General features: G+C 34.9%; 18 protein-coding genes. All 18 read left to right on the top strand.

Annotation, left to right across the window (positions count from 1 at the left end):
• The first annotated feature begins 22 nt into the window (after positions 1-22).
• A complete protein-coding gene (locus tag QPK35_RS04435) occupies positions 23-625 on the top strand; it encodes a thymidine kinase (RefSeq protein WP_290032786.1) in 603 nt (200 codons plus the stop codon).
• 9 nt (positions 626-634) lie between these two features.
• Positions 635-1,720: a peptide chain release factor 1 gene (prfA, locus tag QPK35_RS04430; RefSeq protein ID WP_290032785.1), complete on the top strand. Its 1,086-nt coding sequence runs from the start codon at positions 635-637 to the stop codon at positions 1,718-1,720.
• Positions 1,713-2,549 (top strand): peptide chain release factor N(5)-glutamine methyltransferase, encoded by an 837-nt coding sequence (gene prmC / locus QPK35_RS04425; protein WP_290032784.1) that lies wholly within the window; start codon positions 1,713-1,715, stop codon positions 2,547-2,549. Before prfA ends, prmC begins: the two co-directional genes overlap by 8 nt.
• An 11-nt stretch (positions 2,550-2,560) precedes the next feature.
• Positions 2,561-3,544: an L-threonylcarbamoyladenylate synthase gene (locus QPK35_RS04420; RefSeq protein ID WP_290032783.1), complete on the top strand. Its 984-nt coding sequence runs from the start codon at positions 2,561-2,563 to the stop codon at positions 3,542-3,544.
• Positions 3,545-3,601: 57 nt separating this feature from the next.
• The gene (gene upp / locus QPK35_RS04415) at positions 3,602-4,231 is read left to right on the top strand and encodes a uracil phosphoribosyltransferase (protein ID WP_290032782.1); all 630 of its coding nucleotides are present in this window, start codon (positions 3,602-3,604) and stop codon (positions 4,229-4,231) included.
• 301 nt (positions 4,232-4,532) lie between these two features.
• Positions 4,533-5,249: a F0F1 ATP synthase subunit A gene (atpB, locus tag QPK35_RS04410; RefSeq protein WP_290032781.1), complete on the top strand. Its 717-nt coding sequence runs from the start codon at positions 4,533-4,535 to the stop codon at positions 5,247-5,249.
• Positions 5,250-5,279: 30 nt separating this feature from the next.
• Positions 5,280-5,504 (top strand): F0F1 ATP synthase subunit C, encoded by a 225-nt coding sequence (gene atpE, locus QPK35_RS04405; RefSeq protein WP_290032780.1) that lies wholly within the window; start codon positions 5,280-5,282, stop codon positions 5,502-5,504.
• Positions 5,505-5,562: 58 nt separating this feature from the next.
• Positions 5,563-6,081, top strand: a complete 519-nt coding sequence (gene atpF, locus QPK35_RS04400; protein ID WP_290032779.1) for a F0F1 ATP synthase subunit B — start codon at positions 5,563-5,565, stop codon at positions 6,079-6,081.
• Complete coding sequence (atpH, locus tag QPK35_RS04395) at positions 6,068-6,613, top strand: ATP synthase F1 subunit delta (protein WP_290032778.1); 546 nt, start codon at positions 6,068-6,070, stop codon at positions 6,611-6,613. Before atpF ends, atpH begins: the two co-directional genes overlap by 14 nt.
• Before the next feature lie 15 nt (positions 6,614-6,628).
• On the top strand, positions 6,629-8,137 hold the full coding sequence (gene atpA / locus QPK35_RS04390; RefSeq protein ID WP_290032777.1) for a F0F1 ATP synthase subunit alpha: 1,509 nt from the start codon (positions 6,629-6,631) through the stop codon (positions 8,135-8,137).
• Between the two features lie 18 nt (positions 8,138-8,155).
• Positions 8,156-9,109: a F0F1 ATP synthase subunit gamma gene (locus QPK35_RS04385; RefSeq protein WP_290032776.1), complete on the top strand. Its 954-nt coding sequence runs from the start codon at positions 8,156-8,158 to the stop codon at positions 9,107-9,109.
• Between the two features lie 19 nt (positions 9,110-9,128).
• On the top strand, positions 9,129-10,535 hold the full coding sequence (atpD, locus tag QPK35_RS04380; protein WP_290032775.1) for a F0F1 ATP synthase subunit beta: 1,407 nt from the start codon (positions 9,129-9,131) through the stop codon (positions 10,533-10,535).
• A gap of 13 nt (positions 10,536-10,548) precedes the next feature.
• On the top strand, positions 10,549-10,974 hold the full coding sequence (locus QPK35_RS04375) for a F0F1 ATP synthase subunit epsilon (RefSeq protein WP_290032774.1): 426 nt from the start codon (positions 10,549-10,551) through the stop codon (positions 10,972-10,974).
• Positions 10,975-11,189: 215 nt separating this feature from the next.
• Positions 11,190-11,420, top strand: coding sequence for a DUF1146 family protein (locus QPK35_RS04370; RefSeq protein WP_290032773.1), 231 nt, complete (start codon positions 11,190-11,192; stop codon positions 11,418-11,420).
• Positions 11,421-11,435: 15 nt separating this feature from the next.
• A complete protein-coding gene (gene murA / locus QPK35_RS04365; protein ID WP_290032772.1) occupies positions 11,436-12,743 on the top strand; it encodes a UDP-N-acetylglucosamine 1-carboxyvinyltransferase in 1,308 nt (435 codons plus the stop codon).
• A 158-nt stretch (positions 12,744-12,901) separates the two neighbouring features.
• The gene (locus QPK35_RS04360) at positions 12,902-13,891 is read left to right on the top strand and encodes a rod shape-determining protein (RefSeq protein WP_290032771.1); all 990 of its coding nucleotides are present in this window, start codon (positions 12,902-12,904) and stop codon (positions 13,889-13,891) included.
• Between the two features lie 6 nt (positions 13,892-13,897).
• Positions 13,898-14,197: a membrane protein insertion efficiency factor YidD gene (gene yidD / locus QPK35_RS04355; protein ID WP_290032770.1), complete on the top strand. Its 300-nt coding sequence runs from the start codon at positions 13,898-13,900 to the stop codon at positions 14,195-14,197.
• Between the two features lie 4 nt (positions 14,198-14,201).
• A complete protein-coding gene (locus tag QPK35_RS04350; RefSeq protein WP_290032769.1) occupies positions 14,202-14,423 on the top strand; it encodes a DUF2969 domain-containing protein in 222 nt (73 codons plus the stop codon).
• Positions 14,424-14,439 lie beyond the last annotated feature (16 nt).

Below are 14,439 nucleotides of genomic sequence, written 5' to 3'. Positions count from 1 at the left end.
AAAATTTTTGGAAGTGAAATTTGTGGCACAATTATTTTTCCGTTATGGTGCAATGAACAGTGGAAAGTCAATTGAAATTTTAAAAGTTGCACATAACTATGAAGAACAAGATAAAAAGGTAATTTTAATGACAAGTGCGATTGATAATCGTGATGGGGTGGGATTTGTATCTAGTCGAATCGGTTTAAAACGTCCTGCGTTTCCGATTGAAGATCAAACAGATGTGTTTGACTATGTACAAAAGAAAAATGCAGCAGAATCAATTGCATGCGTATTAGTTGATGAAGCTCAATTCTTAAAGAAGGAACATGTGCGTCAATTAACTAAAATTGTAGATCAATTTAACATTCCGGTAATGACATTTGGCTTGAAAAATGATTTCCGTAATGAATTATTTGAAGGATCAAAGTATTTACTATTGTATGCTGATAAAATTGAAGAAATGAAGACAATTTGTTGGTTTTGTAATAAAAAAGCAACAATGAACTTGCGTATTAATGATGGAAAACCTGTGTATTCAGGTGAACAAATCATGATTGCAGGTAATGAAGCATACTTCCCAGTTTGCAGACGGCATTACTTTAATCCGCCAGTTGATGAAATTGAAAAATTAAATAATAACTAGGAGGTTCCGATGGATAAGTTATTTGATAGATTGCAAATGCTTGAAGATCGTTATGAAGAATTAGGCGAACTATTATCAGATCCTGAAGTAATTGCAGATACAAATCGTTTCACAAAGCTATCAAAGGAAATGGCTGATTTACGTGAAACAGTTGAAAAATATAATCAATATAAGAAAGTCGTTCAACAAATAAAAGATGATGAAGAAATGTTGAATGCAGGTTTAGATGATGAAGAAATGACTATGATGGTCAAAGAAGAATTAGCATCATCAAAAGAAGCAAAAGAAAAGCTTGAAGAAGAAATTAAGATTTTATTGCTACCTAAAGACCCTAATGATGATAAAAATATTATTATGGAAATTCGTGGGGCTGCTGGTGGTGATGAAGCTAGTTTATTTGCAGCTGATCTCTTTAATATGTATTCAAGATATGCAGAAAAACAAGGCTGGTCAATTGAAGTTGTGGATAAAAATGTGACTGAAGTTGGTGGCTTTAAGGAAATTGTAATTTTGATTAATGGTAAGAGTGTTTATTCAAAATTAAAATATGAAAGTGGTGCTCACCGTGTTCAACGTGTGCCAGTAACGGAATCTGCTGGTCGAGTACATACCTCAACAGCAACTGTTGTTGTTATGCCAGAAGAAGAGGATGTAGAAATTGAGATCGATCCAAAAGATATTCGTGTTGATGTGTTCCGCTCATCAGGTGCCGGTGGACAACATATTAATAAAACATCTTCTGCTGTTCGTATGACTCACTTGCCAACAGGAATTGTTGTATCGATGCAGGACCAACGTTCACAACAACAAAACCGTGAAAAAGCAATGCGGATTTTGAAAGCACGTGTATATGATTACTACAAATCTCAAGAACAAAGTGAATATGATGAAAATCGTAAGTCAACGGTAGGGACAGGTGATCGTTCAGAACGTATTCGGACATATAACTATCCACAAAACCGTGTGACAGATCACCGTATTGGTCTTACATTGAACAAACTTGATAAGATTATGAATGGTGAGTTAGATGATATTATTGATGCTCTAGTGTTATATGATCAAACAAAAGCATTGGAGAATTTACAAAATGAATAATTCGTTTTTTAAGGCCCAACAATGGGCTTTTTCTTTTATTGAAGGATCAAATGCTGATCGTTCTGGTGTAGAGTTGTTATTAAAAGAACAGATGGGCTGGAATGATACAGAGCTTTTAATGCACTTACGTGATGAAATGCCTCAAGAAGAATTAGAAAAATTTCAACGTAATGTGGAAAAGTATGTGAATGGTTATCCAGCACAATACATAATAGGTAAAGCTGATTTTTATGGCTCTAAGTTTAAAGTGAATGAAAATACATTAATTCCAAGGATGGAAACGGAAGAATTAGTAGATTGGATTTTAAATGAAAATAAAGTAAATGATTCTTTGAGAGTAGTGGACATTGGCACAGGAACTGGAGCAATTGGTTTATCCTTGAAAAAGGCTGTTCCTGAATGGAAGATAACACTTAGTGATATTTCAACTGAAGCGCTGAAAGTTGCAGCAGAAAATGCTCAAACATTGGATGAAGAAGTTTATTTGACTCAAAGTGATTTATTTGAAAATTTAAATGGAAAATTCGATATTATTGTTTCTAATCCTCCATATATTGCAGAGGATGAAAAAGGATTAATGGATCAAAGTGTCTTAGAACATGAACCATCTTTGGCATTGTTTGCTGACAATCAAGGATTAAAAATATATCAACGTTTGGCAAAAGAATGTGCACCATATTTAGCTGATGATGCGCTGATGTATTTAGAAATCGGATTTAAACAGGGAAAAGCAGTAAAAGAGATTTTTCAAAAAGAATTTCCTGATGCAAAAATTACAATAAAAAAAGATATTTCAAATCATGATCGTATGGTAAAGATTCAATTTTAGGAAGTGTAAGAATGGAAATCACAAAAATATATCAACCTAGTGAAGTTGATCAGGCTGCACGTGAAATTCAGTTGGGAGAGTTAATTGCTTTTCCAACAGAAACCGTTTATGGATTAGGTGCAGATGTGAATAATGAAAAAGCAGTATTACGCGTATTTCAAGCTAAAAATCGTCCAGCGGATAATCCGCTAAATGTTACAGTAGCAAATTCAGAAATGGTTAAAAAATATGTAAATCAAATTAATGATTGGGGTCAAAAATTAATACAAAATTTTTGGCCAGGACCATTAACGTTGATTTTTAAAATAAAATCTGGCTCACTACCTAAGGTTGTTACTGGTGGATTAACAACAGCAGCATTTAGATGTCCAGATAATAAAGTCACATTAGAACTTATTGAGAAGGCAGGAACTCCAATTGTTGGGCCTTCAGCTAATACTTCTGGAAAGCCAAGTCCTACGAGTGCACAACATGTTTTTCATGATATGGAGGGCAAGATTGCAGGGATTATTGATGATGGACCAACTGCTGTTGGAATGGAATCAACAATTATCGATTTGAGTGGGGATACTCCAGTTATTGTTCGTCCTGGAGCAATTAGTACGACTGAAATTGAAAAGGTATTAGGGATGCCAATTAAAATGAAAAAACAAGCATCTGCAGAAAAATACAAACATTATAATCCTAATGCAAATGTGATGATGGTATCTGATTCTGATTGGAGTGATGCGATTAAGTGGGCTTCTCAACAAATGAATATCGGAATTATGGCTACTACAAATATAATTAAAAAAGTTCCTGAAAATGTAATCACATATGATTTGGGTGAAAATATTAATTCAGCTAGTCGAAAATTCTTTGCTGGCATTCGTGAACTTGATAGTAAAGGTGTTGATACAATTTTAGTTCAACAGTTTCCAGAAATCGGTTTAGGTGAGGCATATATGAATAGATTACGTAAAGCTAGTGCAGATCAAATGTGGCAATTAAAGTAGAAAATAAAATTTAATTTCGCTAAAATAGTATTAAATATATTAAAGGAGATGTTAATTGTGGGAAAATTTGAAGTTTTAGATCACCCATTGATTCAACATAAATTAACAATTATTCGTGATAAAAACTGTGGTACTCGTGAATTTCGTGAAATTGTTAATGAAATTGCAGAACTAATGGTTTACGAAGTATGTCGTGATATGCCATTAGAGGATGTAGAAGTTGAAACGCCGGTAGCAACAGCTGTTGAAAAGCGTTTAGCGGGGAAGAAAGTAGTTGTTGTTCCAATTTTACGTGCCGGTTTAGGTATGGTAGATGGGGTATTAGAATTGCTACCAGCTGCAAAAGTCGGTCATATTGGAATGTATCGTGATGAAGAAACATTACAACCACATGAATATTTTGTGAAAATGCCCGAACATTTGGATAAACGTGAAATGATAATTGTTGATCCAATGTTGGCAACAGGGGGTTCAGCAATAGCAGCTGTTGATGCATTAAAGAAACGCGGTGCAAGATCAATTCGTTTTGTTTGTTTAGTAGCAGCTCCAGAAGGAGTAAAGGCATTGCGTGAAGCTCATCCAGATATTGATGTTTATGCTGCTGCATTAGATGATCATCTAAATGAAAATGGCTATATTGTGCCTGGATTAGGTGATGCAGGAGATCGTTTATTTGGTACAAAATAGCATCACTGAAATTTATAATAATTTATTGATGTATAAATAAAATTAATAAACTTTATAAAAATATAAATAGCGTAGTTTTGCGATTTATTATGCACAGATTAACCTGTTAATCGCTTACATTTTAGCTTTAAAATAATAATAAATCGCAATATAAAAGCCATAATTTGGTTTTGTACTTTGCTTAGAATGGTGGTATCATGAAAATTGTATTCGAAGATTGTCCATCTTTGGATCGAAATATTTTTATGGTTCGACCAATTTTTTCAACCATACGACTACAATCGAAAAGAGGTGAGAATTGGTGTTTGATGACGGAACTAAAATTGTCAAGCTATTTGGGCTTACATTTAATGTAGGTAACTGTGTTTCAGGTTTGTTATCAGCAATTATTGTATGCGGATTAGTTATTTGGTTTTCACGTAATTTGAAGTTGAAGCCAACTGGCAAGCAGAACGCGCTTGAATGGTTGATCGATTTTACTAATGGAATTGTCAAGGCAGCAATCCCAGATAAAGAAAGCGATCGATATGGGCTATTGATGTTCGTATTGTTCACTTTTATCTTTGTTGCTAACCAATTAGGGTTGATCGTTCAATTTGTAATTGGCGATGTTACATATGTTAAAAGTCCAACAGCTTTACCAATGACTACGTTAACGTTGGCATTTATGGTATTAGTAATTTCACATATTGCTGGAATTAATAAGTTTGGCTTTAAGGGATATGTTAAGAACAGTTTCTTCAGTCCAATGGCTATTTTGTTCCCAATTAAAGTCTTGGAACAATTTACAAACTTTATTACCTTAGCTTTACGTTTATACGGAAACATTTTTGCTGGTGAAGTGTTACTTAAACTTATTTTCCAAATGGCTCATTCACACGGAATCTTAACGTTTATTCCAGCTATTCCATTGGAAATGATTTGGCAAGGATTCTCCGTCTTTATTGGATCAATCCAGGCCTATGTCTTTGTAACGTTGGCAATGGTTTACATTACTCAAAAGGTCGAAAAAGAATAGTATTTAATACACTAAGGAGGACATTTTATTATGACAACAGCATTAGCATTACTCGGTGCAGGAATCGCAGCAGGACTTGCTGCTATTGGTACAGGTGTAGGTAACGGCTTAGTTATTTCAAAGATGTTGGAATCAATGGCTCGTCAACCAGAATTATCAGGACAATTAAGAACTAACATGTTTATCGGTGTTGGTTTGATCGAAGCTGTTCCTATTATTGCGATCGTTATCGCATTTATGTTATTGGCAAAATAACCTTTTTAAACGTCAAAATAACATGCAGTTATCTTTGAAATTAAGGAGGTGTCAATAGATGTCTACATTTTTACTTGGCGATGCTGGTATACAATGGGGTGACTTCCTATTCTATCTAGTGCTATTTGTGATCATGGTTCTTATTGTAAAGAAATTTGCATGGGGTCCAGTAACAAAGATCTTGAATGAACGTGCTGATAAGATTTCAAATGATATCGATTCAGCTGAGAAAGCACGGAAAGAAGCAGAAGAACTCGCAAAGAAGCGTGAAGATGCATTAAACAATTCACGTACAGAAGCTGCCGGAATTATCAGCCGTGCAAAACAAAATGGTGAACAACAAAAAGCAACAATTGTCGATGCTGCACATGAAGAAGTTAAGACAATGAAGGTTAATGCCAAGAAAGACATTGAACAAGAAAAGCAAGATGCTTTATCAAGTGTCAAGAATGATGTTGCTGAATTATCTATTGAAATTGCTTCGAAGATTATTCAAAAAGAACTAACTCCTGAAAATCAAAAGGAATTAGTAGATTCATATATTGAAGGGTTGGGAAAGCAAAATGGCAATAAGTAATGCAACACTTGCAATTCGTTATGGCAATGCCCTTTTTGAAGTTGCTAAAGAACAAGACTCTTTGACTGAAACAGCTAACGAGTTAAGTGAGTTAAAAGCAGCTTTAGATAAAGAACCTGGATTCGTCGTTTTTATGACAAGTCCTCAAATCGATGAAAAAGCTAAACAAGAAACATTAGAAGAGATGACAAAGAATGCATCATCATTAGTACAAAATTTACTAAAGATGTTATATGACTATCATCGAATCATGATCTTGCAAGCAATTATCGATGTATTTAACAGATTATACGATGAAGATCGTAAAATTGTTCGTGCAACTGTTAAAACTGCGATTGCACTTGATGATGCACAAAAAGATAAATTAGCAAAGAAATTTGCTGAAATCGAAAATGCAAATCAAGTTATCTTAGAAGAAAAAGTTGACCCATCAATTATTGGCGGAGTGGTTTTACAATCATCAAGTTATATTTATGATGGTTCAATTAAATCTAAGTTAGAACAAGTTAAACGTCTGTTATTAAAAAGATAAAGAGGTGAGACTTTTATGAGCATTAAGGCTGAGGAAATCAGTGCTCTTATTAAGAAACAATTAGCAGATTATCAAGATGAGTTATCTGTTGATGAAGTTGGTACTGTTACATATGTTGGTGACGGTATTGCTCGTGCAAACGGTCTCGATAACGCCTTATCTGGTGAATTGGTAGAATTCCAAAATGGAGTTTATGGAATGGCTCAAAACTTGGAATCAACTGATGTTGGGATCGTTGTTTTGGGTGATTTTAAAGGAATTCGTGAAGGCGACACTGTAAAGCGTACAGGTAAGATTATGGAAGTTCCTGTTGGTGAAGCTTTAATTGGTCGTGTTGTAAATCCTTTAGGACAACCAATCGATGGGATGGGCGAAATTAAAACCGATAAGACTCGTCCTGTAGAAAGAAAAGCACCTGGCGTTATGGATCGACAATCAGTTTCAGAACCATTACAAACTGGTATTAAAGCGATTGATGCTTTAGTTCCAATTGGTCGTGGACAACGTGAATTGATTATCGGTGACCGTAAAACTGGTAAGACATCACTTGCAATTGATACAATCTTGAATCAAAAAGATCAAGATATGATTTGTATCTATGTTGCAATTGGTCAAAAGGAATCTACTGTTCGTGAACAAGTAGAAACATTGCGTAAGTACGGTGCAATGGATTATACAATTGTTGTTTCAGCTGGTCCATCAGAACCTGCTCCAATGTTGTATATTGCTCCTTATGCAGGTGCTGCAATGGGTGAAGAATTTATGTTTAACGGTAAGAATGTTTTGATCATTTATGATGATTTAACAAAACAAGCTGATGCTTACCGTGAACTTTCATTAATTTTGAGAAGACCACCTGGTCGTGAAGCTTACCCTGGTGATATCTTCTATCTTCACTCACGTTTACTTGAACGTGCTGCTAAGTTGAATGATAAGCTTGGTGGGGGTTCAATGACAGCCTTACCATTTATCGAAACAAAAGCTGGTGACGTTTCAGCTTATATTCCAACAAACGTTATTTCAATTACAGATGGACAAATCTTCTTGGACAGTGATAAATTCTATGCCGGAATTCGTCCAGCTATTGATGCGGGTACATCAGTTTCTCGTGTTGGTGGTGCTGCACAAATTAAGGCTATGAAGAAAGTTGCTGGGACATTACGTTTGGACTTAGCATCATATAGTGAATTGGAATCATTTACACAATTTGGTTCTGATTTGGATGAAGCTACACAAGCTAAGTTAAATCGTGGTCGTCGAACAATTGAAGTATTAAAGCAACCATTACATAAACCATTACCTGTTGAAAAACAAGTAGTGATCTTGTATGCATTAACACATGGATTCTTAGATTCAGTATTAGTTGATGATATCTTACGTTTCCAAAATGAATTGTTTGATTACTTCGATAGCAATCACAAAGACTTGCTAGATGAAATTAAGAAAACTGGTAACTTACCAGACACTAAGAAGCTTGATGCTGCAATTAAAGAATTTGCAGATACATTTCAAGCAAGTAAATAGAAAGGGTGGTGAAGGCTGATGGCTGGTTCTTTACAAAGCGTTAAAAGACGAATTAGTTCAACTAAAAAAACGCAACAAATTACAAATGCCATGCAAATGGTATCAACTGTAAAATTGAATCAAATTCAAAAGCATACAGCAAGTTATCAAGTCTATGCCGCCAAGATTAGAAGTGTAATCACTCATCTTGCAAAATCACATCTATTAGATGCTGCTAATGCTAGTGGTGCTAAAAAAGATGATGGTCAAATCAATACATTAGGAATGTTACAACAACGTCCAATTAAAAAAAATGGGATCGTTGTAATGACTTCAGATCGTGGTTTAGTTGGTAGTTATAACTCAACAGTCTTGAAAGAAACAATGAGTTTAATTCAAAATGTAAGTAAGGCTGCTAACAAAAAAGATGACATTGTTATTTTAGCTATTGGTGGAACTGGAGCAGATTTCTTTAAACAACGGGGTTACAACATTGGATATGAATATCGTGGTGTTAGTGATGTACCAACATTTAAAGAAATTCGTCCAATTGTTCAAGCAATTGTAACAATGTATGATAGCAAGGCATATGATAAGTTATATGTTTGCTATAACCACTTTGTAAATACTTTGACATCTGCATTCCGTGTAGAACAAATGCTTCCAATTACAGCTGAAAACGTTGGTGATATGGAAGATAGCGGAATTGCTGAGAATGAGGAAGGTAAAGCAGAACCAACATATGATACTGAACCTTCTGAAGATGCAATTTTAGAAGTTATTTTGCCACAATATGCAGAAAGTCTTGTATATGGTGCAATCTTGGATGCTAAAACAGCTGAACATGCTTCAAGTTCAACTGCGATGAAATCAGCTTCTGATAATGCTGATGACATTATTTCATCATTGCAATTGCAATATAACCGTGCACGTCAAAGTGCAATTACAACTGAAATTACTGAAATTACAGGTGCACAAGCTGCCCTAGAATAATATGGGAGGAATATACGAAATGAGAACTGGTAAAGTAGTTCAAGTTATCGGTCCTGTCGTTGACGTTCAATTTCCTCTTAATGAATCATTACCACAAATTGATAATGCTTTACATGTAAAGCGTGAAGATGGTACAGAACTCGTGATTGAAGTTGCCCTTGAATTGGGTGACGGCGTAATGCGTACAATTGCGATGGATACAACTGATGGTTTGAAGCGTGGTGCTGAAGTTACAGACACTGGCTCATCAATCAGTGTACCTGTTGGTGATGACACATTAGGACGTGTATTTAACGTTTTAGGTGACACAATCGATGATGGCCCTAAATTTAGCAAGGATCATAAGCGCAGTCCAATTCACCGTGATGCTCCTGCATACGATGAATTGAACCCTGGTACTGAAATTTTGGAAACTGGTATCAAAGTTATTGACCTATTGGAACCATACATTAGAGGTGGAAAGACTGGTCTATTTGGTGGTGCCGGTGTTGGTAAAACTGTTTTAATTCAAGAATTAATTCATAACATTGCCGAAGAACACAATGGTATTTCAGTATTTACTGGTGTAGGTGAACGTACACGTGAAGGTAATGATCTTTACTATGAAATGAAAGAATCAGGAGTATTAGAAAAGACTGCAATGGTCTTTGGTCAAATGAACGAGCCACCTGGAGCACGTATGCGTGTTGCCTTGACTGGTTTAACAATTGCTGAATACTTCCGTGATGTAGAAGGTCAAGATGTGTTGCTCTTTATTGACAACATCTTCCGGTTTACTCAAGCTGGTTCAGAAGTTTCTGCCTTACTTGGTCGAATTCCTTCTGCCGTAGGTTATCAACCAACGTTAGCTACAGAAATGGGACAATTACAAGAACGAATCACTTCAACAAAGAAGGGTTCAATTACATCAATCCAAGCTGTTTATGTTCCTGCTGATGACTATACTGATCCTGCTCCAGCAACAACATTTGCTCACTTGGATGCAACAACTAACTTGGAACGTTCATTAACTCAACAAGGTATTTATCCAGCCGTTGACCCATTGGCATCAACATCAAGTGCTTTATCACCTGAAATTGTCGGTGAAGAACACTACAAAGTTGCTACTGATGTTCAACATATCTTGCAACGTTACCGTGAATTACAAGATATCATTTCTATTTTGGGTATGGATGAATTATCTGATGATGAAAAAGTAACAGTTGCACGTGCTCGTAGAGTACAATTCTTCTTATCACAAAACTTCCACGTTGCTGAACAATTTACAGGCCAACCAGGTTCATATGTTCCAGTAAAAGAAACTGTAAAAGGTTTCAAGGAAATTTTGGATGGTAAATATGATGATTTGCCAGAAGATGCTTTCCGTTCATGTGGCCCAATTGAAGATGTAATCGAAAAAGCAAAGAAAATGACAGAAAACGATTAAGGAGGGACCTCAAATGAGTGATAAACCTGAATTAACAGTCTCTGTTGTTACTCCTGATGGTGAAGTATACAATAACAAAACAACTTTAGTGGTTTGCAAAACAACTGAAGGTGAATTGGGAATTATGCCTAACCATACACCAGTTTTAGCATCACTTGCGATTGATGAAATTCGTGTTAAAACAGGAGAAGATAAATTCGATGAAATTGCTATAAGTGGTGGTTTCTTGGAATTTTCAAATAATACATTATCAATTGTTGCGTCTGCTGCAGAACGTAAAGAAAATATTGATACATCACGTGCTGAACGTGCGCGTCAACGTGCCGAAAAGCGGATCAAAGACGCACGGACAAAACATGATGAAAAAGAATTGAAGCGTGCTGAAATTTCATTGAAGCGTGCGATTAATCGAATTAGAATTTCTGGTTCAAATAAATAATAAAAAAGCTACGATTTGATCGTAGCTTTTTTATTTGCAAAGTCTTAATTAAATCTTTAATTCATCAAAATAAAAATGAGTGTTTTTTATAGCTTTTTATTGTATAGTTAAGGGAGTGCAAATTAAGATTAAACAATTTGATTGATATTCTGCACAATATTATGTTATAAAAGACAAGTATGATATGATAATTGCGATAAGAAATGAGGGGTTAGATGAGACAGATTGGAATCAATGCTGTATTTAATTTAATTAGCAATTTTACTTTTATTTTTATTGCATTTAAATGTTTGCAGTCACTCAGGTTAGACTACTATGTTAATAAGAGTAAACAACAAGCATTTAAATTAGTTTTGGTTCTAGTTTCAACTGCTCTAGGTTTCTTAGTAAGCCAATTCTTCCTAAACTTCATCGATAGTGTAAGAAATTTAGGATATCTATTGTAATGGAGGATATAAGTATTGGAAAAAATAGTTGTTCGTGGTGGAAACGAATTAAACGGAACAGTTAACATTGAAGGAGCAAAAAATGCTGTGCTACCAATTTTAGCAGCTGCAATTTTGCCAACAGAAGGTCGGACTGTTTTACATAACGTTCCCATTTTATCAGATGTATTTACAATGAATAATGTGATCCGCTTTTTAAATGTAAAAGTAGGATTTGATCAAGATAAGAAAGAAATTACTATTGATTCAACAAGTGATTTATCATATGAAGCACCATTTAAATATGTATCAAAAATGCGTGCATCAATCGTGGTTTTAGGACCATTATTGGCACGATTAAAACATGCTAAAGTTGCAATGCCTGGTGGTTGTGCAATTGGTTCACGTCCAATTGATTTACACTTAAAAGGTCTTGAAGCAATGGGAGCAAAAATTATTCGGACAGATGGTTATATTGAAGCAACTACTGACGGATTAAAGGGAGCTAATATTTATTTAGATTTCCCTAGTGTTGGGGCAACACAAAATATTATGATGGCTGCTACTTTAGCAGAAGGAACAACAGTAATTGAAAATGTTGCGAGAGAACCAGAAATCGTTGACTTAGCAAACTATTTGAATAAGATGGGTGCTAAGGTTATGGGTGCTGGTACAGAAACAATTAAGGTTGTTGGTGTTGATCATTTACATGGTGCAGATCATGTTGTTGTTCAAGATCGAATCGAAGCGGGTACATTTATGATTGCTGCAGCAATTACACATGGTAATGTATTAATTAAAGATGCAATTGAAGAACACAACAAACCATTGATTTCTAAGTTGAAAGAAATGGGTGCTGATGTAATTCAAGAAGAAAATGGCATTCGAGTAATTGGACCAGAAAAATTATCTCCAGTTGATGTTAAGACATTACCATATCCAGGATTTCCAACTGATATGCAACCACAAATCAGTGTGGCACAATTAGCAGCAGATGGAACAAGTACATTAACAGAAACTGTTTTTGAAAATCGCTTTATGCATTTAGAAGAATTACGTCGGATGAATGCAGACTTTAAAATTGAAGGTAATGCAGCAGTGCTTAATGGACCAACTCATTTTAGTGGCTCAGAAGTAGCTGCTACTGACTTACGTGCTGCAGCAGCATTAATCTTAGCAGGTTTAGTTGCTACAGGTATTACGCAAGTTACCCATCTGGAATATCTTGATCGTGGTTATTGGCACTTTAATCAAAAATTAGCTGCATTAGGAGCAGAAATTAAACGTGTTAACGATATTACAGAACAAGAAATTAAAGTTGAAAATGGCGTAAAAAATGCATAATTAATGTAAATATTTAAGAGGGTTGTGACATTGTGTCCAACCTTTTTTTAGTCGTTGATTTATTCAATGGTTATTCGCACCAAGGTTGTATCTATGTTATAATAACTTAGATATATCCTTAATTTGAGTAACTGAAAGTATCAAAGGAGAAAATTTCTATGGCAAAAAACATTGGAATCGACTTGGGTACAGCAAATGTTTTAATTAATATCCAAGGTGAAGGTATTGTATTAAATGAACCTTCAGTTGTAGCTGTAAATTCAAAATCAAATAAAGTATTGGCAGTTGGCTCTGAAGCATACCAAATGGTTGGTAGAACACCAGGTAGTATTCGTGCAATTCGTCCTTTAAAGGACGGTGTAATTGCTGACTTTGATATCACAGAGCAAATGCTTTCATATTTCATTAAGAAATTAAATGTTAAGGGCTTTATGTCTAAGCCAAATATTATGATTTGTTGTCCAACAAACACAACCGATGTTGAACACAAAGCAATTCATCAAGTTGCTGAAAAAATCGGTGGAGGAAATGTTTTCCTTGAACTTGAACCTAAAGTTTCTGCAATTGGTGCAGGTTTAGATATTTTCAAACCTTTTGGTAATATGGTAATTGATATTGGTGGTGGTACCAGTGATGTTGCATTCTTATCATTAGGTGATATTGTGGCAAGTCGCTCATTGAAGATTGCTGGTGATCGATTAAATATGGATATTTTGAATTTTGTCAAAAAGAAATATAATCTTCAAATTGGTGAACGGACTGCTGAAAAAGTTAAAATTGAAATTGGAACAGTTTTACCAGGACATCGTAATGAAGAAATTGATGTTCGTGGTCGTGATACTGTTTCAGGTTTACCTAGAACAATTACATTGAAATCAGAAGATATTGAACCAACATTAAATGAAACAATGATGAATGTTGTTAATGCGGCTAAAGACGTATTAGCTATCATTCCACCAGAATTGTCAGCAGATACGATTGACCATGGTATTATGATGACAGGTGGAGGAGCATTGTTAGATGGAATGGATCAATTGTTAATGGATAACTTGAATATTCCAGTTAACATTTCTGATACACCATTAGATGATGTTGCAATTGGTACAGGTATTTTATTAGAAAAGCTTGTAGGAAGCGAAAATAAATAATAAACAATGTTTAAGAGATTTTTTACATGGTTGATCAGACAATATCAGCGATTTATTTCTCCGCTATTTCCACCAACATGTCGGTATTATCCAACCTGTTCAAATTATACTTTGCAAGCCATTCAAAAGTTTGGTGCGTTTAAGGGGATTATGATGGGATTTTTTAGAATTTTACGTTGTAATCCGTTTGTAAAAGGTGGATATGATCCATTGCCAGATCATTTTAGTTTACGAAGGAATAATTCATGGAAAGATGATCCTAATGAAAATTTCTTTTATGAAGAAGAAAAACATTTAAGGAGGTAAGCGTGTGTCCAAGAAAACAAAGACAATTGAATTAGTTGAAGATGAAAAAGTAATTGATGGTATTGAAATTTCAGAATTGAAATTAGGCGACCAATTGCTTGGCACAGTTACAGATGATGGAAAGAATAAGTTTACTGCTAGCCTTCCAGATGGCGAATCATTTAACGTTAAAAGTCATGAAGAAGCAATGAACTTATTGATTAGTCACTATCACTTACACTCATAGTCATTACAATTACGCA

This window comes from Ligilactobacillus cholophilus (assembly GCF_030389495.1).
In the GTDB taxonomy this organism is placed as follows: Bacteria; Bacillota; Bacilli; order Lactobacillales; family Lactobacillaceae; genus Ligilactobacillus; species Ligilactobacillus cholophilus.
The sequence above is the reverse complement of the archived record's forward strand: the minus strand, read 5'-3'. Positions and strand labels throughout refer to the sequence as shown.